We start from the raw sequence: 23358 nt of genomic DNA, 5'->3' as shown, positions 1-23358 counted from the left end.
TTCCTTCGATTCAGATTTCCGTACCCATCAACTCGTCGCTGGCCACCCGGCCGGCGTCGATGGTCAGGATGCGACCGCAACGCGCCGCCACGGAGCGGTCATGCGTGACCAGCACCAGCGTGGAACCGGCATCGCGGTTCAGCTCGAACATCAACGCGATCACGGCCTCGCCCGTGGCCGTATCGAGGCTCCCTGTGGGCTCGTCCGCAAACAGGATGTCGGGCCGGGCCACGAATGCGCGAGCCAGCGCCACGCGCTGCTGCTCGCCGCCCGACAGCGTGCGCGGATAATGCGTCAGCCGCTTGCCGAGTCCCACGCGCTCCAGCATTTCCGTGGCACGCTCGCGGACGCGATCCGTCTCGCCGCGCAACTCAAGCGGCAGCATCACGTTCTCCAGCGCGGTCAGGTGGCCGACCAGCTGGAACGACTGGAACACGAAACCGACATGGCGTCCCCGCAGCGCGGCGCGCTGGTCTTCGTCGAGCTGGAACAGATCCTGCCCGTGCAGGCGCACTGCCCCATTGCTCGGGAGATCGAGCCCGGCGAGCAGGCCCAGCAGCGTGGACTTGCCGGAACCCGATGCACCGACAATGGCCAGCGTTTCGCCAGCCGTGACGGAAAACGAGACGTCGTGCAAAATCGTCAGCGAACCCGTCGTGTCGGCTACGGTCTTTCCGAGTGACTCGACAGCAAGAATGGAAGAGGACATGCGCGAGAAGATTGGAAACGGAATTGGAAATGGGGCACGCCGACGATTGGTGGCGGCTTGTATTGCGACCACGGCCGCCGCATTCGGTTCGCTGGTGTTGCCGGCAGTTGCACAAACGTCCACCCAGACGTCGGCACCCTCAGTGCTCGTCCTGGGCGACAGCCTCTCGGCCGAATACGGCATTGCGCGTGGCACCGGATGGGTCAGCCTTCTGCAGGAGCGCCTGCGCCGCGAGCGGTTCGATTATAGCGTCGTCAATGCAAGCATCAGTGGCGAGACCACGGTGGGCGGCAAGACGCGCCTGCCTGACCTGCTCAAGCGCCACAAGCCCGCCGTGGTCATCGTGGAACTCGGTGCCAACGATGCCCTGCGCGGTCTCTCGCTGCAATCGACCGAGACCAACCTGCGCGGCATCGTTAGCGACGCCAAGAAGACCGGCGCCAAGGTCGTGCTCGTAGGTATGCGTATTCCGCCGAACTACGGGCAAGACTACACCGAACGCTTCTTCGCGCTGTACACAAAGCTGGCCAAGGAACTCGGCACGCAGTTGGTGCCGTTCTTCCTCGACAAGGTCATCACGCGCGCCGACTGGTTTCAGGACGATCGGATCCACCCCACCTCGGCAGCCCAGGCCACGTTGCTGGATAACGTATGGCCGGCACTGCAACCGTTACTCAATGCACCCGGCAAGGCACGCTGAACGCACGACATTTCGACAATGCATTGCCAAACAAAAAGCCCCTGAGACAGGCAATATCTGAACTGAACCCCAGAAGTTGGACGGTTCAAGAAGACTAGGCTTGCAAGGGCTGGGTCCTGTACTGCACGGGACTCAGCCCTTTTAGCTTCAGTCGGATACGTTCGTTGTTGTAGTAGTGGATGTATTGTCGGATCCCACTTTGCAACTGCTTCACGCTGTCGAACTCGTTCAGGTAGAAGAACTCCGACTTGAGCGTTCCGAAGAAGCTTTCCATCGCGGCATTGTCGAGGCAATTTCCCTTACGGGACATACTCTGACGGACCTTTTTGCCCAGGAGCCGTCGATAGGCGGGCATCCGATATTGGGCGGATTCAACCGGTCGTCGCAACACCAGATTGTTGAGCAGATTTTAGATACTCTTCCAGGGCTTCTGCGGGTGTCTTCCAACCAAGCGTCTTGCGCGGCCTAGTATTCAGTGCATTGGCAACGGCTTGGATATCTCGAGCGCTCCACCGTGATAGGTCGGTGCCTTTCGGGAAGTACTGTCGCAGGAGCCCGTTCGTGTTCTCGTTCGTGCCACGCTGCCATGGACTGTGCGGGTCGGCGAAGAATACCTGCACTCCGGATTCAACGGTAAAGCGAGCATGATCGGAGAGTTCCTTGCCACGATCCCAAGTCAATGATCGCCACAACTGGCGAGGCAAGTCCACTACAGTCCTCTTCAGTGCATTTGCCATCGTGACAGCTCCGTAGCCGGCCAGCGCAGGGCCATTCTTCGTCCTGGGGATTAGTCCGTAACCCTCCTCTCGAGGCAGGTGAACAAGCATAGTGAATCGGCTTGATCGTTCGACCAGCGTCCCGATTGCGGAGCGGTTCAGGCCGATGATCAGGTCACCTTCCCAATGCCCCGGCACAGCACGATCCTCCGCTTCTGCAGGACGGCTGGAGATCATCACATCCTCGCTAACGTGCGCCCAGGTCTTGGCTTGTGCCCGGCCTCTCGGTACGCGCAATGCCCGCCCGGTGCGCAGGCAACTGACCAGTTCGCGCTTGAGAGCGCCTCGGCCTTGGATATAGAGAGCTTGGTAAATGGCTTCGTGAGAGATGCGCATGGATTCCTCATCCGGGAAGTCAATCTGCAGCCGGTTGGAAATCTGTTCGGGCGACCAGCCATGGACCCATTTACGGTCACCTCGATGCGGTTTGTTTCTCCCTTTGAACTGCGATGGCCGAGGCCCAGAGATCTCGCCCCCATCCGAAGCACGTACCTTGCCCTCCAAACGCTCTTGCACATAGCGGCGCAGCTGCGGGTTGGCTACCAGTTTCGACGGCTTGGGTCTTTTGGCAACCAGTTCCGCCTTCCACTGTGCAACCGACGCCCGATACTCGAGCTTGCCGCCACGAGTCGCGGCGTTACGCTTCAGTTCCCGCGAGACCGTTGACGGGCTACGTCCGATCCGGCGCGCGATCTCGCGTATTCCAATGCCTTGCAGCGAAAGTAACCCAATCTCTTCTCGCTCCTGGAACGACAAGTACCTACCGGATATGGGGATCGACATAAATAGTGGCATGCCGCCACTATGCCGGAACCATCGCGTGCCTACTGCCTGCGACACGCCAACCGCCTCTGCAGCCTTCTCACTGGTAACCCCTGTCGCGATTTGCTCCCAAAATCGCCGCTCGGTCTCACGCCGATGCGATGGTGCACCTGGCGACCGCATCACTCCTCGGCCTGTCAGCTTCTGCATCCATCCCGCTGGTCGTCCCATAAACACCTCCTTGGTGAAAGGTGTTGCGACGACCGGTTGAATCCGCCTTGCCAGCCCTGATCCGAATGCAACAATGGCCGCTCACTACGCTTGAGGCGTGAGATCGCTTTCTTCAGCATGCCGCTGACCAGATCGAACGTGGGCCGTGTGGAACTCTGCCACGCGACGATCTCGCCGTTGTACAGATCCATGACCGGCGACAGGTACAACTTCTGCCCCTTCACGTTGAACTCGGTTACGTCCGTTACCCATTTCTCGTTAGGCCGTTGTGCGGCGAACTGTCGGTTGAGCAGGTTCGGAGCTGCCAGTCCGAGCCCTCCCCGGTAAGAGCGGTATTTCTTCGGTCGTACCAGCGACTTCAGGCCCAACTGCAGCATCAGGCGCCGGACCAACTTGTGATTGACTACCTCGCCGTCCTGCCGAATTGCCGCAGTAATGCGCCGATAGCCATATCGGCCTCGATGGCGCTCATAGATCGCTCGAATGCGCTGCTTGAGTTCAGCGTAACGGTCTCCTGCCAGCAGGGCCTTCTGCTGATAGTAGAAGGTGCTGCGCGCCAGTCCTGCCACCGCCAGCAGAACGGCCAATGGATGATGCTGCCTCAATTCGAGTACTACTTGCGCTTTGCGCGCGGCGCCTGACGCTGCTCCGCTCGAATCAAGGCATCGAGTTTTTTTAGGTACGCCACCTCCGCGCGCAGGTATTCGTTCTCCTTGAGCAACTGCTCACGGGTACGCTGGTCCTGTTCGGATTCCGGCGCAATGGGTTCGGGTGGTGATGAGTTCGGCATCTTCCGGGGACGTCCCTTGGGACGAGGCAATAGTGCAGGCAGACCACCCTCATGATACTGGCGCTCCCAACGGCTGATGGCACCCGGATCACGAATCCCCCAGATCGCTCGCGCCTCAGATTGCGACAGGTTGTCCCGCTGGATGCCTTCAAGCACCGCCAGCTTGAATTCCGCGCTGTACTTGCTGTGCCCCTTGCGTCGTAACCCGCGTCGACCGTGAAGCTCATGCAGCGCAACCCACTCGCGGGCCAGCGTACGGCCCACCCCATACTCCCGCGCTAGCTCCCTAAAGCCTATACCTCCGGCCAGATATCGCTTTACTACTCTGAGCTTCAATTGCTCGTCGTGCTTCGCCATGAAAAACACCCCAAGGGTTGGATCAGTGTCCAACTCTTGGGGTGCAGTTCATATCTCAGGGGCTTTTTGCTGGGATCAGCCAGCTCAGTTGGCTGGCTGGCTTTCCTCGGCCTTTGCCGGGCGCAGGATCTTGACCTTCGCCTTGGCCTTGAGCGCGTCATAGTACGCGGCCAGTTCAGTCTGACCAGCCAGTTGGCTCAGTTGCTGCGCATCGGCATCACGCTGGCCCGGATTCGCTGCGGGGGGCGTGCTCACCTTCGTCACGCGATAAATCGCGTACCCCTCGGCACCCAGATCCACGCCCACCACTGACGGCAGCTTGGTGGCATCGGCACGCATGATCGCATCGACAGCCTTCGGCGGCAGGCCATCGGCCTTGGCGCGCGATACCACGATCGTGGCGCCGAAACCGTCGGCGTTGCCGCCCTTCTTCAGCGCCTCAAGGCGTGCTTCGCCATCCTTGCGTGCCAGTTCGGCTGCCTGTTGCGCAATGTAAGCCTGACGCACCTGCGCTTCGACATCCTCGAACTTGCGCGCCGCCGCCGGACGATAGTCCACGACACGGGCCGCCACCAGGGTGGTGGGACCCACTTGCACGGCTTCGGTATTGCGCTTGTTCTTGAGCACGTCGTCGCTGAACAGGGCCTTGAGCAGCTTCTCGTTGTTCAGCGGGCTATCCTTGCCCAGCGCCGGGTTTGGCTGACGCGTGACGTTGTCCGCGGTCTGGATCGTCAGCTTGAACTTGTCGGCAGCCGGCTTGAGGCTGTCGGACTGCTCGTACACCGTATTGCCGAACGCATCCGCCTGCTCCGCATACTTCTTGCTGGCCAGTTGCTTCTTCAGCTCGGCTTCGAGTTCCGGACGCACGGCATCCAGCGGCTGCGTTTCCGCTGGCTTGATGCCGGTCAGCTTGATGATGTGATACCCGTAGTCGGTCTCGACCAGATCGCTGATCTGGCCATCCTTGAGAGCATACATTGCGTCCTCGAACGGCTTGACCAGTGCGCCATGACCCATGAAGCCGAGGTCTCCACCCTTCTCCGCCGAACCCGGGTCTTGCGAGTTCTTCTTCGCCACGTCAGCGAACGTCTCGGGATGCTTCTTGACTTCGGCCAGCAGCTTCTCGGCCTTCTCCTTGGCAGCCTTACGGTCGGCGTCCTTGCCGTCCTTCGGCGCGGCGATCAGGATGTGGCTCGCGCGGCGTTGCTCTTCCGTGCGGAAGCGCTGGATGTTGCTGTCGTAGTAGGACTTCAGTTCTTCCGGCGTTACGGCCTGGCTTGCGGCCAGCGCTTCGCCCGACAGTACAACGTACTCGACCTTGGCCTCTTCGGGCGTGGTGTACGCCGACAGGTGCGATTCGTAGTATGCCTTCAGCGCGGCCTCATCGGGCTTCACCTTGGACGTGAAGTCAGCCGACTTGATCGTCAGCGGCTGCACATCGCGTTGCTGGTCGCGGATGGCGATCAGGCGATCCAGCAACGACTTCGGTACGAATGACGTGGTACCGACGGCGGCGCCCAGTTGCTGCGTGGCCAACTCGAAGCGCATGCGGCTATCGAGCTGCTCGGGCGTCATGCCCTGCTGCGCAAGCAACTGCACATAGGCTTTCTCGTCGAACGTACCATCGGGGCCACGCAGTTGCGCAATCGCCGGAATGGCCTGGATGGCATCGCGCACTTGCGTGTCGGACACGGTCAGGTGTTTCTTCTCGGTGGCATCAGCCACCACGCGCTGCTGGATCAACTGGTCCAGCACAGACTGGCGCGCTGCCGCGCCTTCGAACATGCGCGGGTCATAGTTGTTGCCCAGCATCTGGCGCATGCGCTCGCTCTGGTCTCGCACCACGTTGTCGACTTCCTGCACGGTGATGGTACGGCCATCCACCTTGGCCACATCGTGCGAGCCATCCATGAAGCGCGAGTAGCTCTCGACGCCGAAGAACACGAACGACGGGAAGACGAGCACCAGCAGCAGCAAAAGCATCAGGCGCCGGTTATTGCGTACGAAATCAAGCATGCTGATCGGAAAATGGGTTGGGCCGAAGGCCGATGGACAAACCCTGCGATTCTAGCAGGAGCGGGACACCAGACCTGCGGAAAGTGCGGTGTGGCTTTCTGTGAGGTCAGGAGATGCTGCTAACGAACGATGGACGCGCATGACGGGTCCATCGTTCGGGGGCTCGCCTACATACCGCAGGCCGCGGAATCGCTTGCAAGCGATTCCCTTCTCGCCCCGCCAGGAGCTGCGCAGGCAGCTCCCTCCCCACCACCAAAAAAAATGCCCGCTTGCGCGGGCACTCTCTTTTTTTGGCGGAGTGGACGGGGCTCGCCTACATACCGCAGGCCGCGGAATCGCTTGCAAGCGATTCCCTTCTCGCCCCGCCGGGAGCTGCGCAGGCAGCTCCCTCCCCACCACCAAAAAAAATGCCCGCTTCCGCGGGCATTCTCTTTTTTTGGCGGAGTGGACGGGGCTCGAACCCGCGACCCCCGGCGTGACAGGCCGGTATTCTAACCAACTGAACTACCACTCCTGAATTGGGCCCTTCGAGGCAGCTGCAGCGCGATGGTGAATGGTGGGTGCTGAGGGGCTCGAACCCCCGACCTACGCCTTGTAAGGGCGCCGCTCTACCAACTGAGCTAAGCACCCATTCGACCATCGCAAGCCATTTGCCTGCTGGGTAATCCCGCTGCGCACGACTCGGCAGTTACTGCTTCGTTGCCGCTGTTTGCGTTGCGAGGCCGCGATTGTAATACGAGAGTTTTCGATTTGCCAAGCGTTGTTTGCGAGATATGCGCCACATCGCCTCATTGGCACCTCAAAACAGAAACGCCGCAGGTTCTACCCTGCGGCGTTTCCGATTTTCACAGCGATTCCTGCAGCGTTACGACTCAGTGATGAATGCGTTCCACCTGCGAAGCTGCCTTGTCTGCCACATCGGCAGGCTTGGCTTCTTCATCGGGCAGCGCCTCGGGCTTGCGCTCCAGCGCCAGCTCCAGCACCTTGTCGATCCAGCGCACCGGCACGATCTCGATGGCGTTCTTGACGTTATCGGGAATGTCCGCGAGATCCTTGACGTTCTCCTCGGGGATCAGCGCCAGCTTGATGCCGCCACGATGGGCTGCCAGCAGCTTTTCCTTGAGGCCACCGATCGGCAACACTTCGCCGCGCAGCGTGATCTCGCCAGTCATCGCCACGTCGGCACGCACCGGAATCCCGGTCAGCACCGACACCAGCACGGTCGTCATCGCGATACCGGCCGACGGACCATCCTTCGGCGTGGCACCTTCAGGAACGTGGATGTGGATGTCGCGCTTTTCGAACATCTCATCCGCGATACCCAGGCGACGCGCCCGCGAACGCACCACCGACCGCGCAGCCTCGACCGACTCCTTCATCACGTCGCCCAGCGAACCCGTGCGAGAGATGTTGCCCTTGCCCGGCATGATCGCGGCTTCGATCGTCAGCAGGTCGCCGCCCACTTCGGTCCATGCGAGGCCAGTCACTTGCCCCACCTGGTTTTCCTTGTTGGCCAGGCCGAAGTCGTACTTGCGCACGCCAAGGAATTTGTCGAGGTTCTCTGAATCCACCTTGACCGCGCCCGACTCCTTCTTCAGCAGCAGCAGCTTGACCACCTTGCGGGCGATCTTCGACACTTCGCGTTCCAGCGACCGCACACCCGCTTCACGCGTGTAGTAACGGATGATGTCGCGAATCGCAGCTTCCGTGACTTCGATCTCGCCAACCTTCAGGCCATTGTTGCGAATCTGCTTGGGCAGCAGGTAGCGCGTGGCGATGTTGACTTTCTCGTCCTCGGTGTAGCCCGACAGGCGAATCACTTCCATGCGGTCCAGCAGCGGCGGCGGAATGTTCAGCGAGTTCGACGTCGCCACGAACATCACATCGGACAAGTCGAAGTCCACTTCGATGTAGTGGTCCTGGAACGTGTGGTTCTGTTCCGGGTCCAGAACTTCGAGCAGTGCCGACGACGGATCGCCACGGAAATCCATGCCCATCTTGTCGATTTCGTCGAGCAGGAAAAGCGGGTTGCGCACGCCGACCTTCGACAAGCTCTGCAGGATCTTGCCCGGCATCGAACCGATGTACGTACGACGGTGGCCGCGGATCTCGGCTTCGTCACGTACGCCACCCAGCGCCATGCGCACGAACTTGCGGTTCGTCGCACGTGCCACCGACTGGCCCAGCGAGGTCTTGCCCACGCCGGGAGGCCCAACCAGGCACAGGATCGGCGCCTTGACCTTGTCCACGCGCTGTTGCACGGCAAGATACTCAAGGATGCGTTCCTTGACCTTCTCCAGACCATAATGATCTTCGTCGAGTACACGCTCGGCGTTGGTAAGGTCGTTGTTGACCTTGCTCTTCTTGCGCCACGGCAGGTTCACCAGCGTGTCGATGTAGTTCCGTACGACGGTGGCTTCCGCCGACATCGGCGACATCAGCTTGAGCTTCTTGAACTCGGCATCGGCCTTCTTCTTGGCCTCCTTGGGCATGCGGGCAGCCTTGATGCGCTTGTCCAGCTCTTCAAGGTCAGCACCTTCCTCGCCCTCGCCCAGCTCCTTCTGGATCGCCTTGACCTGTTCGTTCAGGTAGTACTCGCGCTGGCTCTTCTCCATCTGGCGCTTGACGCGGCCACGGATGCGCTTTTCCACCTGCAGGATGTCGATCTCGCCTTCGAGCTGCGACAGCAGGCTCTCCAGGCGCTCGGTCACCTTCACCATTTCCAGGATCTTCTGCTTCTGCTCGAGCTTGATCGGCAGATGCGCGGCAATGGTGTCGGCCAGGCGGCCAGCCTCGTCGATACCCGACAGCGACGTCAGGATCTCGGGAGGAATCTTCTTGTTCAGCTTCACATACTGGTCGAACTGCGACACGATCGCGCGGCGCAGGGCCTCGGTCTCGGCCGATTCGACGGCAGCGGGCGGCACGGGCACGGCTTCGCACATGAAATGCGAGTCGTCTTCGCTCACCTCGGTGATGTTTGCACGCTGCGTGCCTTCCACGAGCACCTTCACGGTGCCGTCAGGCAATTTCAGCATTTGCAGGATGTTGGCGATGCAGCCGACCTCGTACAGGTCTTCGGCAGTAGGTTCGTCCTTGGCAGCCGTTTTCTGGGCCACGAGCATGATGCTCTTGCCCGACTCCATCGCAGTCTCAAGCGCCTTGATGGACTTCGGGCGACCCACGAACAGCGGGATCACCATGTGCGGAAACACCACCACGTCGCGCAGCGGCAACAGTGGGAGGCGAATCGGCTCAGCCGGGAGGAGTTGTGTTCCGGACATCATTTTCCCCAGTCAGTCATATAAGGCGTAAATAGGGTCGCGGGTTTCGATTGCAAGATACCCATCATCAATTCCCGGCGCAGACCAACATGCTGCAAACTGCACTTGCGACCCCCAGTGAAACAGCATACCCGCGTTTTCTCCGGTTCGTTTGTGGAATTGAAGAAAAAAAGCCGCTCGCTTCCCAGCGAACGGCCGCTTGAATTTTCGCCTGTGTTGCAGGGACCACGTGGGTCCATCCGTTGGGCGTCAGATAACCTCGCGTGTCAGTTGGACCCGGCCACCTTGGGCTGCTGCTCTTCGTACACCAGGAGCGGCGGCGCATCGCCGGTGATCGTGTTTTCGTCGATCACCACTTTCTGCACACCCTTGTAGTTCGGCAGTTCGTACATCACGTCCATCAGCGACTGCTCGAGGATCGAGCGCAGGCCGCGCGCGCCGGTCTTGCGACGGATCGCCTTGCGGGCGATGGCGGTCAGTGCGGCCGGACGAATCTCGAGCTCCACGCCTTCCATGGCCAGCAGCTTCTGATACTGCTTGACCAGCGCGTTCTTGGGCTCGACCAGGATCTGCATCAGCGCCGCCTCGTCCAGCTTGGCCAGCGTCGCCACGACGGGCAGGCGCCCGATGAGTTCAGGAATCAGGCCGAACTTGATCAGGTCTTCCGGCTCTGTCTGCGGCAATACCTCGCTGACTTCCCGTTCTTCCTTGCTCTGCACCTGCGCGTCGAAACCGATGCCAGTCTTGTCGGAACGTTGCATGATGACCTTTTCCAGGCCATCAAACGCACCGCCGCAGATAAACAGAATGTTGGTCGTGTCGACCTGCAGGAAATCCTGGTTCGGATGTTTCCGACCACCTTGCGGCGGTACCGAGGCCATGGTGCCCTCGACCAGTTTCAGCAGTGCCTGCTGTACGCCTTCGCCGGAAACATCGCGCGTGATCGACGGGTTGTCCGACTTGCGCGAAATCTTGTCGATTTCGTCGATATATACGATGCCCCGCTGCGCCTTCTCGACTTCGTAATTGCAGTTCTGCAGAAGCTTCTGGATGATGTTCTCGACGTCCTCACCCACATATCCGGCTTCGGTCAGCGTGGTCGCGTCGGCGATCACGAACGGCACGTTCAGCAGACGGGCCAGCGTCTGCGCCAGCAGCGTCTTGCCGGAACCGGTCGGACCGATCAGCAGGATATTGCTCTTCGACAACTCGACTTCATCCTTCTTGCCGAGGTGTTTCAGACGCTTGTAATGGTTGTAGACCGCGACGGCCAAAATCTTCTTGGCCTGCTCCTGCCCGATCACATACTGATCCAGGCTTTCACGGATTTCGTGGGGCGTCGGCAGATCCGAGCGCGTCGTGGCGGCGGCGTCCTTGTCGGTCGCGGCGGCCTCGTCACGGATGATCTCGTTGCACAGGTCGATGCATTCGTCGCAAATGAACACCGACGGGCCGGCGATCAGCTTCTTGACCTCGTGCTGGCTCTTGCCGCAGAACGAGCAGTACAGAAGCTTCTCACTGGATGAACCTTTTTTATCCGCCATAGGAATCGTCACATTAGCAGTGTGGTTCCCGTCGGAAAGAGCCCAACGGGAAACGCATTAAACGCATCATACGCCAAAACAATTGGCACAGTCGGCGGCGGCCCCCACGTGTGGGGCAAAACGCAAAAACGAGGCGCGTGGCCTCGTTCCGGTGTAGCCTGCGTCATTCAACGCAGCCATGCGGCAGGCGTCCGGCCTGTCGACACTACCCGGACGGTTCCGAGCATATCGCAACCGGACAGGCATGCCGGCACACCGGCCCGAACCTTAACCGCGGCGGGAAATCACCTTGTCGATCAGACCGTAGTCCACTGCCTGATCGCCACTCATGAAGTTGTCGCGATCGGTGTCGCGTGCAATCTTCTCGACCGGCTGACCAGTCACCTCGGACAAGATGCTATTCAGGCGTTCGCGCAGATACAGGATCTCGCGTGCCTGAATCTCGATGTCCGATGCCTGACCGCGTGCACCACCCAACGGCTGATGGATCATGATGCGCGAGTTCGGTAGCGCGCTGCGCTTGCCCTTGGCGCCTGCTGCCAGCAGGAAGGCGCCCATGCTCGCGGCCATGCCCATGCACAGCGTCTGCACGTCCGGTTTGACGAACTGCATCGTGTCGTAGATCGCCAGACCCGCGGAAACAGAACCACCGGGCGAGTTGATGTACAGCGACACGTCCTTGTCCGGGTTTTCACTTTCCAGGAACAGCAGTTGGGCCACTACGAGGTTTGCGGTCTGGTCGTTAACTTCACCGACCATGAAAATGACGCGTTCCTTGAGCAGGCGCGAGTAGATGTCATACGCGCGCTCGCCCCGGCCGGACTGCTCGACAACCATCGGCACCAGCCCGAGGCCCTGGGTTTCCAGGGCCGAAGCCTGCGTGGTGGCCAGACGATCAAGCAAATCATTGCGGGTCATGCAGGTTCTCCAGATATTCAGGAATGGCGTCGATCAGCCAGCGCGCGAGGCCGATCGACGTTGGCCGGTGCCGCCTGGCTATCCAGCCCGGCAGCTTCCGGCCATGCCCGACCTCAGGCTTGCTCGGGCGCGGCAGTCAATTCCTCGAACGAAACCGACTTGTCCGAGACCTTGGCCTTGTCGCACACGAAATTTACCACGTTGTTTTCGAGCACGTAGGCTTCCATCTCGGCCAGGCGCTGCTGGTCACCGTAGTACCAGCGCATGACTTCCTTCGGGTCTTCGTAGCTCTTGGCGAAGTCTTCGATCTCGGCCTTGACCTGGTCGGGCTTGGCTTCCAGGCCGTTGGCCTTGACGATCTCGGCCAGGATCAGGCCCAGCTTCACGCGGCGCTCGGCCTGTTGCGCGAACATCTCGGCCGGAATCGGCATGTCCTTGGCGTTCGGCATACCGCGCTGTTCCAGATCGCGACGAGCCATTTCCACCAGACGCTCCTGATCCTGCTCGACCAGTGCCTTCGGCACGTCCAGCTCGCTGACCTTCAGCAGGGCTTCCATGACCTGGTCCTTCAGCATGGAATGCGTACGGCGCTTGACTTCGCGCTCCAGGTTTTCGCGGATGTCGGCGCGCATCTTCTCGACGCTGCCGTCGGCGATACCGAGCGACTTGGCAAACGTGTCATCCACTTCCGGCAGGTGCGCCCACTCAACCTTCTTCAGCGTGACCGTGAACGAGGCGGTCTTGCCGGCCACTTCCTTGCCGTGGTAGTCCTCGGGGAACGTCAGCGGGAACGTCTTGCTTTCGCCTTCCTTCAGGCCCAGCGTGGCGGCTTCGAACTCGGGCAGCATGCGGCCTTCGCCCAGCACGTACACGAAGTCTTCGGCCTTGCCGCCGGCGAATTCCACGTCGTCGATCTTGCCGACGAAGTCGATGGTCACGCGGTCGCCGTTCTTGGCTGCCACGTCGCCGCCACCGTCACCATGCGCGCCGGCTTCGCCGCGCGGGTGGTAGTGAACACGCTGCTTGCGCAGGATGTCGACGGTCTTGTCGATTTCGGCGTCGCCGATTTCGGTCTTGGTACGCGTCACTTCGGCGGCCGTCAGGTCACCGATCTTGACTTCCGGGTACACCTCGAAGGTGGCTTCGAATGCCACTTCATCTTCCGACACGCCTTCGGTCTTGAGATCGAACTTCGGCTGGCCGGCCACCTTCACTTCCTGGGCCTGCGTGATGTCGAAGAACTTGCGGGCAGCCTTGTCGAAGCGGACTTCGAACTCGACCTGCTGGCCATATTGCTTCTCGACCATCTTCATCGGCACCTTGCCGGGGCGGAAGCCGGACATCTTCACGGTCTTCGACAGACGGACCAGGCGTTCCTGGGTTTCCTTCTGCACTTCGGCCTTGGGGATAGCCAGGGTTACCTTGCGGTCCAGCTTGCCGAGGTTTTCAATGTTCGACATGGTCGTCAATCCAATCCAGAAATGTTGTGGTCAGCGCAAGCATTTGCGCCCTACTGTTTGCGCCTGTCTGCGCGCCGCTCGCCTGGCCGCGACCAGCACTTGCGGAAAAGCCCCGCGCAGACGGAAAACGCGGATTATCGCACGATTTTCTTTGGGTTCCGGCAGTTTTTACCCTATGCGGTCCTGATCCGGCTCCGGACGCGGGACTGCCGCATCGGTCAGTTGCCCGTGGCGCAGTGCCCGCAGCAGCAGGCGGGCGGGGTCGATGGCATCGGCCAGGTCGGACTCCAGCGGCAACGGCTCGCCCTCTACCTGGCTGGCGATCAGTTCCGCGCCCAGCGTTGCCCATGTGAGGCCGCGCGACGCATATGCAAGTGCCGTATAAAGACCCGGCATGCGGGGCAGATCGCGGAGGTGTGCCCCGCGCAGGCCACCCTCCTGCGCCATCGCCAACACTTGTGCCGCATCGGGCATGACCCCGATGAGCGGCAGGCGATTGTGAGTGACCGTGCGCACGCCCACATAGCCGTGCAGGGTCTTGGGATCGATGGCTTCGATGGCGGCAGCCTGCGCCGGCAGCAGCGACGCCAGCCGCGCAAGGTTTTCAGCATGGACCGAAGCGCTCTGGACGAGCGGGCCTTCGTCGTCCTCATAGCTGGAGCCGAAGCGCGCACCGCCGCTCTCATCACGCGGCAGCAGATACCCGTTTCCCGTCACCACGCAGTCGGGCCAGCTACCCGCCGCGACGGCCTGGGCGGCATCGAAATCTGTCAATTGCCCGCGCACGCGGCGCAGCGCCAGGAACTCGTTGGATACCAGCCGCTCGGCCTCGTGCGCATTGGCGAGCACCAGCACGGGAGCGCTGGCCAGCACGTTGCCCGAGGCATCCCGTGCCACCCATTGGCCTTCCACATGTGCGATCGCCGCGACGCGGTGGCCGAAGTGCGCGTCAACCGCCTCGCCGGCCTGCGCCAGTTGCGCCCGGCAGATATCGGGGGGCGCGACCCAGCCCCCGCGTGGAAACCACAGACCACCGCGCGGCACGGCGGCGCCATGGCGCGCGGCCGCCTCTTCGGCAGTCATCCAACGCACGAACGACTCGGGAAAACCCAGCGTGGCCAGCGCCGCGTTCTGCACGGCGCAGTCGGCCTCGTCCTCGCCAATCTGCAGCACGCCGCAGCCATGCCAGCCTACGGGGTGGCCTGCTGTTTCAAGGGCCTCCCAAGCGCGCAACGCATGCAGGTTTCCAGCCCGCGACAAGCGCGACAACTGGCTGTCATCAGGAGACATGTGCGCATGCATGGCCGCAGCACGGTGGCCCGAGGTCTGTCGCGACGGACCCTCGTGAGCATCGAAGAGCGAGATTCGCCAACCGCGTGCGGCAAGCCGTTCGGTCACCGCGCAGCCGGCCAGACCGGCACCGATCACGATGGCATGGCGGTCCGGCCACTGCGCGGCATCGGGCGGCGCATGACGGCGCACCTTCCAGGCAGGCGCAAAGCGCGCCGTGATCATCTCAGTTCCGCTATCGACCTCGAAGCCCATGGACCGCAGCCCTCCCACCACGTCGAGGGTGGCTGGTGTCGCCAGCGTGGCGCCCTTGCGGGCGAGTCGCGCCAGGCCGCGCAGGATCGCATCGACGTTCGTTTCATCGCTGAAGGTGTCGTCCAGATAGAACGCATCGGCGCCGAGCGCCAGCTTGGACAGCATCGCCTCCACGTTGCCGAACGCCAGCGTCAGCACAACGGCCCCGCCTTCAAACGTAAGGCGATGCAGGCCCGGCAATGCATCGGGCCATGCCCGCTCCAGTGCCTCGGTCAAGGGCGCGAGGGCATCCTCGTCGACATGCCACGCAGAGAGATCACGCGGCGAGGCGTCGATGGCCACAAAGTGAAGGCGGCCACACCGTTGCGGATCGCGCCGCCACGCTTCCCATGTGGCGAGGAAGTTCAGGCCTTGTCCGAAGCGGGTCTCGACCACAACGAACTGGTCACGTCCCGACCAATTTCCGGGCAATCCGTTGCCGCCCAGGAATACGCGTTGTGCTCGCGCAAGCGGCGTCTCGTCATCGACGGAATGAGGGGCGGGAGGTGCGATATCGCGCGGCATGGTGAGGATGGATACGACCGGAAATGGCGGCGGATGGTAGCATAGCGCCCTCCTCGCAAACCGCCCGGCAGGCCTCGTCTGGCCGCTGTCTGGCGATCGTTTGCGTGCCGTCATTTCCCCCTGCCATGCTCAGCTATCGTCACGCCTTCCATGCCGGCAACCATGCCGATGTCCTCAAGCACGCCGTTGTGGTTCAGTTGCTGGACTACCTCACGCAAAAGGACAAGCCGTTCTGGTACGTCGACACCCATGCAGGCGCCGGCCTGTATGCGCTCGATCATGCCTACGCCCAGAAGAAGTCCGAGTTCGAGACCGGCATTGGCCCGCTGTGGCGCGCGGCGCAAGGTGGTAACGAACTGCCCGAGATGCTGGAAGCCTACCTGGAGCAGGTGCGCGAATTGAATCGTGATGGAACCCTGAAGCACTATCCGGGGTCCCCGTGGCTGGCCTGGCAGATGCTGCGCGAACCGGATCGTCTGCGCCTGTTCGAGTTGCACAGCACCGAGATCCAGGTACTGCGCGACAACTTTCGGGGCGCAGGCCGCAAGGTCATGCTCTATGACGGCGACGGCTTCAACGGCATCAAGGCCATCCTGCCTCCGCCGCCGCGCCGCGCGCTGGTACTCATCGACCCATCGTATGAGGACAAGCAGGACTATGCGCGCACGCTCGACACGCTAAAAGCCGGCCTGGAGCGCTTTGCCACGGGCATGTATGCGATCTGGTATCCCCAGGTGCAGCGCCGCGAATCGATGCAGTTGCCCACGCAACTCGAACGCCTGCCGCTGAAAAGCTGGCTGCACGTGACGCTCACCGTGAAACATCCCGTGGAGGGGGGGCTGGGCCTGCACGGCAGCGGCATGTTCATCGTCAATCCGCCGTGGACACTCCACGCCGCACTTGAGGAAGCGATGCCCAAGCTCGTGGAATTGCTGGGCCAGGACGGCGGCGCGGCATTCACGCTCGAATCGCTCGAAAACTGAGCATCATGCCCACGCCGATGCCCACCGCATCGGCGCACAGATCGAGCCAAGACGCTTCGCGATATCCGGTCATGGACTGGAGCCACTCGATCAATACCCCATAGACGATCAGCCCTCCTGCCACTCGCCAAAGGCGACCGGGCCATGCCCGCGCGGCCAGCCACGTGAGTACGCTGAAAGCCAGGACATGATTCGACTTGTCCCAGCCGGTGGTAGGTTCGGGCATGCCGGGCGGCAACAAGGAAAGCGCCAGCACGGCCACCGAGCAAACGGTGAACAGTACGCGGCACTGAAAAAGCGTGGGACGGCGCATCCAGAAGTCCATGGCGAGAGACAAGCGCCATCGTACACGCCACTGTCACCACGTTGCGTGGGACAAAGCCAGACGATACAGGCGATTCTCAGGACAAGATTCTGAGATTGACGCAAAGAAACGCTTTAGCCAAGCAGTGTGCGAACTGCCTGAGAACTAGCGGAATTTGGCCGATGATTGGCGGACTATGGAATGGATGGTGACGTGTAGATATTTCGTCACAAAAAGATGGTTGGTGCGAGGGAGGGGAAACGTAAACCGCACCACGACAAAGGCTTAGATTAGTTTCGGGGAAATCCTGGGGGAACAAATTACCGTGTTTTCGCGCGGCATGCTTGCACGAACGTCTTCCCCATGAGCGTCGGCATGACACGTCCGTAGGCCTCCCCGCCGTCGAAAAAAGAGTCTGACGTCAGGCATCCCAAGCGCTTCAAGTTCGCCAATGACAGAACGACGTCATCCGTTGGTTCAAGCCCCTGTACCTCGACCGGCCCGTTCGCGTCATTCGTGCCAGCGACAACCCTGTCCGGCAGAAGCGCTGTCCATACACCTACAACTTTCGACTCCGCGTACGGAATCTCGTAGATCTTGTCCAGGACGAGCGCATCGAACGACGATAGTTCCTCCAATATTGAAATCACTGCGCGACTCAATTGGATTGAACTCGCGGGATTCGTTGCATTCACCAGCAGCGCCGCCCAGCGGTCCTGGAGGTCATCGTTCTCCTCAAGGCTCGCGCCCTGAAAAAGGGGAATTGCCAGTTTCATCGGCAACGGTTTAATCACCGTGATCCCCGATTCCTCCTGCAACCGCTCAACCCGTTGCATGAGTCGAACCTGCCTCTCAAGACGCATGTAGGCAAGGCGGTCGCTGACCATGCCAGAAACGTGCTCAAGTGGTTCCCCGACAAATCGGCCGACGAACGAGCCGAGATCCCGGCCAGCATCGATCGCCTTCCCAGTGGCCTTTGCGACTTCCTGAGTCGCCCTGGCCACTTCCGAGGTTGTATCAAGGGGATCCGCCATGTGCGCTTTTCTCCAAGAGGTGCCAAATTCACAGTTAGATCTGTATAAATATACAGTACCGACAGCACCTTATGAGCAACACCAAACTCGCCAACCGGCTTCACATCCCCTCGGGCAAAACACAGAGCAACACCGCCGCCACTGAAAGCTCTGACTACTGCGGCCCTGGCCGAGGGCTAAGGCTGTCAACTTGCTTTCGCAAACACGCACCGTAGGCAACCGGCCCGTTCCTCCGCTCCGACCCGCAAGCCATCTCCATTGTCATTCGCGTTTCATTGTCGTAGCTGCTCAGGCTTGGCACGCCTGGCGAGCCTTGCAGCGAAGCGATCTGACGGTTCAGGCATGCGCCATAGGCGACCGGCCCATTCCTTCTTTCCGATCCGCAAGCCATCTCCATTGTCATTCGCGTCTCGTTGTCGTAGCCGCTCAGGTTTGGCACGCCTGGCGAGCCTTGCAGCGAAGCGATCTGACGGTTCAGGCATGCGCCGTAGGCAACTGGCCCGTTCCTCCGCTCCGATCCGCAGGCCATCTCCATTGTCATTCGCGTCTCGTTGTCGTAGCTGCTCAGGTTTGGCACGCCTGGCGAGCCTTGCAGAGAAGCGATCTGACGGTTCAGGCATGCGCCGTAGGCAACTGGCCCGTTCCTCCGCTCCGATCCGCAGGCCATCTCCATTGTCATTCGCGTCTCGTTGTCGTAGCTGCTCAGGTTTGGCACGCCTGGCGAGCCTTGCAGAGAAGCGATCTGACGGTTTAGGCATGTGCCGTAGGCGACTGGCCCATTTCTTCTTTCCGATCCGCAAGCCATCTCCATTGTCATTCGCGTCTCGTTGTCATAGCCGCTCAAGTTAGGAACTCCTCCCGCCGCGTTCTGCGCCTGAGCGAGCGTCGGCGCAATGATGTAGGCGGCAAAGAAAATGCAGATCGCTGCGAGCAGCCATAACTTCGCTCTCATGCTTTTACCCCCCCGAATATCCGCTCTTGGTCGCAGATTCAACCGACTGATGCACCCTCATCTTAGGTGCCCATACCGCCTATCTGTGCGTGGCGCCTACACGTCTCGTCAAGCGGAGGCGTATGCCAACGTCGCACCGCGTGTTGCGGGAATGTGGCGGCGTGCGTGCGGTTGATAGCGTCCTGCAACGGCTTTCGAAGCCGACTGGATATCCATACAGTGCAATTCAGCGTATCGCGGGAGATTCTGGGAGGGGTCCGGGAATAGGTAACATCGCTAACCAGCCAGCAAAGAAATCCCGCAAACCGTTACGGCACAAGGGATTGCGAGCTTTGTAGAGAAGGTAACTTATAGGTAATTTCTAAGTAACCAGATTACCTTTCTGGAAAGACATCGTCACAGCGACATCGACCCAATGAAATCAACAGCTTAGTTTCACGTTACCTTTGTGGTTACCTCAAATTAGCTTCGTCGGGTAACTTACAGCGCCTTTTAAAATCAATAACTTAACGTTACTTTCGAGGGGCCGGTTAGTAAAGTTACCGTTTTCCGAACCCTCCCCCCCGGCCCCTGGATTACAGCGGGCCAGCATCGTCACCCTCCCCCTACTCACGTCATCTACTCTGGGTGCGTCAATCCGCGTACCAAACCGCGACTTCCGTCTGCCGGCCGCGCGTTGACAGCCCACAACAGGCCAGCACTTGCACGCTGCGAAAAAACAACTCGAAAAAGCGCGGGGGCGTGGCGGGGTCTCGATGGCGCGCGAAAGGTCGATAGACGTGCTGGCGGCCCCTGAGCGGCTGAGCATAGAGGCGCGGACACACCGGATCTTTCCGAAGACGCCCGCAGAGCCACGAGACGACCCCTGGCGCCACGCGTGGGGTGCGAGCGAGCCTCGGGCATGCGATAGGGGAAAAGAGGAGCAGAGACGCTCTGAGCGCCTCACAGACGGCAAAAGCTGGGGTAGCGTTTATGATGCGGGGCGCACCACACAATCACAGCCGAGAGATCCATGCGATCGATGCTTTCCAAGCTTTTCGCAAGACCATCCAGCCAGGCCGATTCGGCCGAAGCGCGCCCGCAACCGCTGGACTACGAAAAAATGGTCACCCTCGATGCCGAAGAGCTTGCCGAGCAAGGCATCGTCGCTGCGTATCAGCGATTGCTCCCCCAGCTCAAGAATCACGTTGCTCGACCGGCCCTGATATCGGAGGAAGTCGAAGCCAACGAACCTTCGTACAAGGTCCAATTCCAGGGCAATGAATTTCTCATCTACTCAGGCAGTGACCGGGACGCCGAAGCGGAGAGCTGGGGCAGAGCCACTTACTATTTTTTTCTGATCGTGAACTCGCAACTCAACGGAAGCGATGTGCGCTTCTACGCCATCAATAGCGGCAACGATCTGGGGGGCATCTTTCTCACCCCAGCGCAGGCAGAATCAGCGCAGCGTTCCATCGAACGAAGAACCGATTGGCCCTACATCCCTTCGCTGGATGGCCCTTGGTACGGCCAATACCACTGATCTTCGCGGCGGCTTTCTTGCAGAGCCAGCCACTCTGACCCTCTCACGTCAGCGCGTATGGTTCAAACCTCACCACCTCCATCCCCAGCCATTCGTTCACCTCGGTCAGCCGATCCTGCAGCGGCTTCACCTCGTTCCTGGCGAACACCATTGCCGCCTTCTCCGCATCCCCGAACCCGCCAGTGTTCGAAGGAATAATCCCCATCAACTGAGGCGGCACACGATGCGCCGCCAACTGGTCATCCCGCGTAACGTTCTTAATATTCCAAAACTCATCCTTCGCCGCCACCTCAGACACCGGGATTAACTGAATCCCGTCCTTCTTGCCGGCCGGCGCATACATGAACAGGTTCCGGAAATTCCCCGGTCCCTTGCTCGTTTTCAACGCCTCGCGCAGCGCGTCCACATCCTCCTGTTTCTGCGCCGCGTCGGTCATGTAGAGGATGAACCCGGCATGGCTCCCGTTCTTGTAGTACCGCCGCCGGAACAGCGTCGCTGACTCGTTCAGCCAGGTCGCATTCAGCGCTGACAGATACTCCGGCAGCCCATACACCTCCTGGTTGATATCCGGCTCCATCAGGTGGAACACGCTGCCCCGCTTGAATCGATGGGCATCCTGCAGATTCTGGACGAAGAAGTACGCGTCCAGATCGATCCCACGCCGCATGTACTTCGCCAGGGCCGGCTCCAACGCCACAGGCCTCCCCAGCACGTTATCCCGCCGCTCCAGATACCCATTGCCAAAGACCAGAAAGTCCTGCACCCACCGCGCGAAGGCCGTGCGTGAAAGCAGCTTGTGCGGAATGAACGTCGACACCAGGATGTTCCGCTTCACGTAGATCGGCGAGCTGTTATGCACCGCCGCGCGGAACGTGCGGGCGAGGCCGTCCCAGGGCATCGGCGGCTCGTACCAGTCGCCCACACGTTGGCACTCGACATAGTCCAGCAGCTCGCGCCGGTCGAGCACTGCAACGGGATCTCCAAACGTGAAGGCTTCCACTGATGCCGATGCGGTTGTCGGTGCCGCATCAGGCTTGCTTACGACCGCAGCGGGGCGTTGCTTCCTACGACTCATGACATCTCCATAAAGCTCGAATTCGTTGAACTGACGCCCTCGTAGGGCTCGTGCGCGATGGCATGCATGCACGCCCACGCCAGATCCGCGTGGCTCGTTTCCTCCGAGCGCCCTGCCTGATACGTGACACGCCCGCCGGCGGCGGTGGTCGTCTTCTTGATCGACATGAACGACGCGGCGAAGTCCGTCCACCCGGCGTCGTACTCCAGCCGGCCCTTGCTCATCACGTCGAACGCTTTCAGCACCAGACCGGTCTTCACCTCCACCGAGTACGTGAACCCCTTCGCGTCGGGGCGGAACTTGGTGACGAGCTGGTACACCGCATCGCCAATCCCCGTCCGGTCAATGCCGATGTACGTCACGTTGTAGCGGCCACAGACCCGCTCGATAGCGGCGGCCTGTTCCTCGTAGTCGATTCCGCGGAACTGATGCTTCTCCAGCACGCGAAACTTGCCGCCTGGCACCAGAGGCGGTGCCACCACCACCAGCGCGGCACTGTCACCGCCCCCACCGTTCGGGTCGTAACCCACCCACACCTCGCGATTGCCAAAAGGACGCGGGGACCAGTGCCGGAAGTCTTCCCACACCTCCCAGCTATCGACCATGCATCGCATAAGCATCGACAGCGGGAACACCGATGCTGTGTCATCGATGAAGCCGCACAACAACAGGTTCTCGAAGTCCGCATCGCTGTACTCCAGCCGCAGTTGCGCGATGTCGAAGAGGTTGCAGCCGCCCGCAATGGCGTCCTCGACCGTGACGATCTGCCGCCATTGTCCGTCCGCACATCGCCGACCGCGCTGCAGGTTGGCGTGGCTCACATCCACGCTGATACGGTTCTCTTTCTTCCGCCCGCGATTGAACAGCGCCCCTGACCAGAACGGATATGCCTCGTGCGCCAGGCTCGACGGTGTCGAGAAGTAGGTCTGTCGCCACTGTGCGTGGATCGCCATCCCCGACGCCACCTTCCGCAGTTCCTGGAATCGCTGGATCCAAAAATACTCGTCCAGATACAGATTGCCGTGATAGCTCTGCGCCGTGCGCGCATTCGTGCCGAGAAAATACAGCGTCGCGCCATTCGGCAGCACGATGGGATCACCCCGCAGGTCGATGCCAGCGGCATCGCGCACAAACGCGATGATGTACTGCTTGAAGACGTGCGCCTGCGCCTTACTGGCTGAGAGGAAAATCTGATTGCGCCCCGTCGTCAGCGCGTCAATGAACGCCTCCCGCGCGAAGTACCAGGTGGCGCCAATCTGCCGGCTCTTGAGGATATTGCGGATGCGTTCGGTCAGCCCTGCCTCGTACCAGACGCGCTGGTAGTCGAACATCGAATCCTTGAACGCATCGACCAGCTTGTCCTGGTCCTCATCGCTGATCGCATTGCGCTCGGGCTTCTTCTTCGGCCCCTTGTTTCGGTTCGCCACGTTGGGATTCAGATCCGCTTCGTTGCCCGTGCCTTCATATCGACGCACGCGCGCCAGGCGCTCGATCTGCCGGCCCAGCAGATCGATTTCCTTGTAGTCCTTCCCCTCCTTCTTGTCCTTCGCGATCAGCTGCTCCATGCGCGCCTCGATGCTGGTCCCCACGCGCTCGACCACATCCGCCTTGTCCCATCCATCACGCTGTTTCCAGCTATGCACGGTCGAGGGTCGCAACCCCAGCATCTCGGCGATACGCGCGACGCGATAGCCCTGCCAATACAGGGTACGGGCGATGCGGCGCGGCTCCATTTCTGCATCGAAACGAAGCCCCGAAAGCGGCGGCAATGATGGTGGCAGCGTAGTCATGCCGCAACGCTACCGTCCACGCGCGCGCGTGCCACGCCACTT

Annotated in this window: 16 protein-coding genes, 2 tRNA genes and 2 pseudogenes; 3 read left to right on the top strand and 17 right to left on the bottom strand. The window is 60.9% G+C overall.

Going from position 1 to position 23358, the window contains the following annotated elements:
• Window positions 1–10 precede the first annotated feature (10 nt).
• A complete protein-coding gene (locus GA566_RS07045) occupies window positions 11–709 on the bottom strand; it encodes an ABC transporter ATP-binding protein (protein ID WP_137924479.1) in 699 nt (232 codons plus the stop codon).
• On the opposite strand from GA566_RS07045, the gene GA566_RS07040 reads away from it, so the two are divergent.
• Window positions 708–1409: an arylesterase gene (locus tag GA566_RS07040; protein ID WP_237380083.1), complete on the top strand. Its 702-nt coding sequence runs from the start codon at window positions 708–710 to the stop codon at window positions 1407–1409. The genes GA566_RS07045 and GA566_RS07040 overlap by 2 nt on opposite strands.
• Before the next feature lie 94 nt (window positions 1410–1503).
• Here the strand turns inward: GA566_RS07040 and GA566_RS07035 are convergent.
• The 11 genes and pseudogenes from GA566_RS07035 to mnmC all read right to left on the bottom strand — a co-directional run.
• Window positions 1504–1773 (bottom strand): annotated as a pseudogene (locus GA566_RS07035) (IS3 family transposase); the annotation flags it as partial.
• A gap of 7 nt (window positions 1774–1780) precedes the next feature.
• Window positions 1781–3157, bottom strand: coding sequence for an IS30 family transposase (locus tag GA566_RS07030; protein ID WP_160472234.1), 1377 nt, complete (start codon window positions 3155–3157; stop codon window positions 1781–1783).
• 68 nt (window positions 3158–3225) lie between these two features.
• Window positions 3226–4325, bottom strand: a pseudogene (locus GA566_RS33195) (IS3 family transposase); the annotation flags it as partial.
• A gap of 84 nt (window positions 4326–4409) precedes the next feature.
• The gene (locus tag GA566_RS07015) at window positions 4410–6341 is read right to left on the bottom strand and encodes a SurA N-terminal domain-containing protein (protein ID WP_137924477.1); all 1932 of its coding nucleotides are present in this window, start codon (window positions 6339–6341) and stop codon (window positions 4410–4412) included.
• Between the two features lie 437 nt (window positions 6342–6778).
• Window positions 6779–6855: transfer RNA gene (locus tag GA566_RS07010), tRNA-Asp, on the bottom strand.
• 40 nt (window positions 6856–6895) lie between these two features.
• Window positions 6896–6971 (bottom strand) — tRNA-Val (locus tag GA566_RS07005).
• Window positions 6972–7213: 242 nt separating this feature from the next.
• The gene (gene lon / locus GA566_RS07000) at window positions 7214–9625 is read right to left on the bottom strand and encodes an endopeptidase La (protein WP_137924476.1); all 2412 of its coding nucleotides are present in this window, start codon (window positions 9623–9625) and stop codon (window positions 7214–7216) included.
• Between the two features lie 266 nt (window positions 9626–9891).
• On the bottom strand, window positions 9892–11169 hold the full coding sequence (gene clpX, locus GA566_RS06995; protein ID WP_137924475.1) for an ATP-dependent Clp protease ATP-binding subunit ClpX: 1278 nt from the start codon (window positions 11167–11169) through the stop codon (window positions 9892–9894).
• Window positions 11170–11436: 267 nt separating this feature from the next.
• Entirely contained in the window at window positions 11437–12087 is a 651-nt protein-coding gene (gene clpP, locus GA566_RS06990; protein WP_137924474.1) for an ATP-dependent Clp endopeptidase proteolytic subunit ClpP, read from the bottom strand.
• Window positions 12088–12200: 113 nt separating this feature from the next.
• A complete protein-coding gene (gene tig / locus GA566_RS06985; RefSeq protein ID WP_137924473.1) occupies window positions 12201–13547 on the bottom strand; it encodes a trigger factor in 1347 nt (448 codons plus the stop codon).
• 168 nt (window positions 13548–13715) lie between these two features.
• Window positions 13716–15656 carry a bifunctional tRNA (5-methylaminomethyl-2-thiouridine)(34)-methyltransferase MnmD/FAD-dependent 5-carboxymethylaminomethyl-2-thiouridine(34) oxidoreductase MnmC gene (gene mnmC, locus GA566_RS06980; RefSeq protein WP_160472229.1) on the bottom strand — a complete coding sequence of 647 codons (1941 nt, stop codon included), beginning with the start codon at window positions 15654–15656 and terminating at the stop codon, window positions 13716–13718.
• A 125-nt stretch (window positions 15657–15781) separates the two neighbouring features.
• Here mnmC and GA566_RS06975 point away from each other — a divergent pair, with 125 nt between their 5' ends.
• The gene (locus GA566_RS06975) at window positions 15782–16639 is read left to right on the top strand and encodes a 23S rRNA (adenine(2030)-N(6))-methyltransferase RlmJ (protein ID WP_160473243.1); all 858 of its coding nucleotides are present in this window, start codon (window positions 15782–15784) and stop codon (window positions 16637–16639) included.
• Here GA566_RS06975 and GA566_RS06970 read toward each other — a convergent pair.
• The 3 genes from GA566_RS06970 to GA566_RS06960 form a co-directional block, all read right to left on the bottom strand.
• Window positions 16614–16976 carry a VanZ family protein gene (locus GA566_RS06970; protein ID WP_237380081.1) on the bottom strand — a complete coding sequence of 121 codons (363 nt, stop codon included), beginning with the start codon at window positions 16974–16976 and terminating at the stop codon, window positions 16614–16616. The genes GA566_RS06975 and GA566_RS06970 overlap by 26 nt on opposite strands.
• Window positions 16977–17263: 287 nt before the next feature.
• Window positions 17264–17977 (bottom strand): Abi-alpha family protein, encoded by a 714-nt coding sequence (locus tag GA566_RS06965; protein WP_160472227.1) that lies wholly within the window; start codon window positions 17975–17977, stop codon window positions 17264–17266.
• 154 nt (window positions 17978–18131) lie between these two features.
• Window positions 18132–18929 carry a hypothetical protein gene (locus tag GA566_RS06960; protein WP_160472225.1) on the bottom strand — a complete coding sequence of 266 codons (798 nt, stop codon included), beginning with the start codon at window positions 18927–18929 and terminating at the stop codon, window positions 18132–18134.
• Window positions 18930–19941: 1012 nt separating this feature from the next.
• On the opposite strand from GA566_RS06960, the gene GA566_RS06955 reads away from it, so the two are divergent.
• The gene (locus GA566_RS06955; protein WP_160472224.1) at window positions 19942–20451 is read left to right on the top strand and encodes a hypothetical protein; all 510 of its coding nucleotides are present in this window, start codon (window positions 19942–19944) and stop codon (window positions 20449–20451) included.
• A 43-nt stretch (window positions 20452–20494) separates the two neighbouring features.
• On the opposite strand, the gene GA566_RS06950 is transcribed toward GA566_RS06955, so the two are convergent.
• Window positions 20495–21526, bottom strand: a complete 1032-nt coding sequence (locus tag GA566_RS06950) for a phage portal protein (RefSeq protein WP_160472222.1) — start codon at window positions 21524–21526, stop codon at window positions 20495–20497.
• Window positions 21523–23316, bottom strand: a complete 1794-nt coding sequence (locus GA566_RS06945; RefSeq protein ID WP_160472220.1) for a terminase ATPase subunit family protein — start codon at window positions 23314–23316, stop codon at window positions 21523–21525. The genes GA566_RS06950 and GA566_RS06945 overlap by 4 nt, the downstream gene beginning before the upstream one ends.
• Between the last annotated feature and the right edge of the window lie 42 nt (window positions 23317–23358).

The organism is Cupriavidus sp. SW-Y-13 (genome assembly GCF_009793345.1).
Taxonomy (GTDB): domain Bacteria; phylum Pseudomonadota; class Gammaproteobacteria; order Burkholderiales; family Burkholderiaceae; genus Cupriavidus.
The sequence above is the reverse complement of the archived record's forward strand: the minus strand, read 5'-3'. Positions and strand labels throughout refer to the sequence as shown.

What these genes read in the sequence shown, in the direction of transcription:
- GA566_RS06975 (WP_160473243.1), top strand. Translation starts at nt 15,782, where the DNA reads ATGCTCAGCTATCGTCACGCCTTCCATGCCGGCAACCATGCCGATGTC.
- GA566_RS07030 (WP_160472234.1), bottom strand. Translation starts at nt 3,157, where the DNA reads ATGCAGAAGCTGACAGGCCGAGGAGTGATGCGGTCGCCAGGTGCACCA.
- GA566_RS06960 (WP_160472225.1), bottom strand. Translation starts at nt 18,929, where the DNA reads ATGAGAGCGAAGTTATGGCTGCTCGCAGCGATCTGCATTTTCTTTGCC.
- GA566_RS06955 (WP_160472224.1), top strand. Translation starts at nt 19,942, where the DNA reads ATGCGATCGATGCTTTCCAAGCTTTTCGCAAGACCATCCAGCCAGGCC.
- lon (WP_137924476.1), bottom strand. Translation starts at nt 9,625, where the DNA reads ATGTCCGGAACACAACTCCTCCCGGCTGAGCCGATTCGCCTCCCACTG.
- GA566_RS06965 (WP_160472227.1), bottom strand. Translation starts at nt 17,977, where the DNA reads ATGGCGGATCCCCTTGATACAACCTCGGAAGTGGCCAGGGCGACTCAG.
- clpX (WP_137924475.1), bottom strand. Translation starts at nt 11,169, where the DNA reads ATGGCGGATAAAAAAGGTTCATCCAGTGAGAAGCTTCTGTACTGCTCG.
- mnmC (WP_160472229.1), bottom strand. Translation starts at nt 15,656, where the DNA reads ATGCCGCGCGATATCGCACCTCCCGCCCCTCATTCCGTCGATGACGAG.
- tig (WP_137924473.1), bottom strand. Translation starts at nt 13,547, where the DNA reads ATGTCGAACATTGAAAACCTCGGCAAGCTGGACCGCAAGGTAACCCTG.
- GA566_RS07040 (WP_237380083.1), top strand. Translation starts at nt 708, where the DNA reads ATGCGCGAGAAGATTGGAAACGGAATTGGAAATGGGGCACGCCGACGA.
- GA566_RS07015 (WP_137924477.1), bottom strand. Translation starts at nt 6,341, where the DNA reads ATGCTTGATTTCGTACGCAATAACCGGCGCCTGATGCTTTTGCTGCTG.
- GA566_RS07045 (WP_137924479.1), bottom strand. Translation starts at nt 709, where the DNA reads ATGTCCTCTTCCATTCTTGCTGTCGAGTCACTCGGAAAGACCGTAGCC.
- GA566_RS06950 (WP_160472222.1), bottom strand. Translation starts at nt 21,526, where the DNA reads ATGAGTCGTAGGAAGCAACGCCCCGCTGCGGTCGTAAGCAAGCCTGAT.
- clpP (WP_137924474.1), bottom strand. Translation starts at nt 12,087, where the DNA reads ATGACCCGCAATGATTTGCTTGATCGTCTGGCCACCACGCAGGCTTCG.
- GA566_RS06945 (WP_160472220.1), bottom strand. Translation starts at nt 23,316, where the DNA reads ATGACTACGCTGCCACCATCATTGCCGCCGCTTTCGGGGCTTCGTTTC.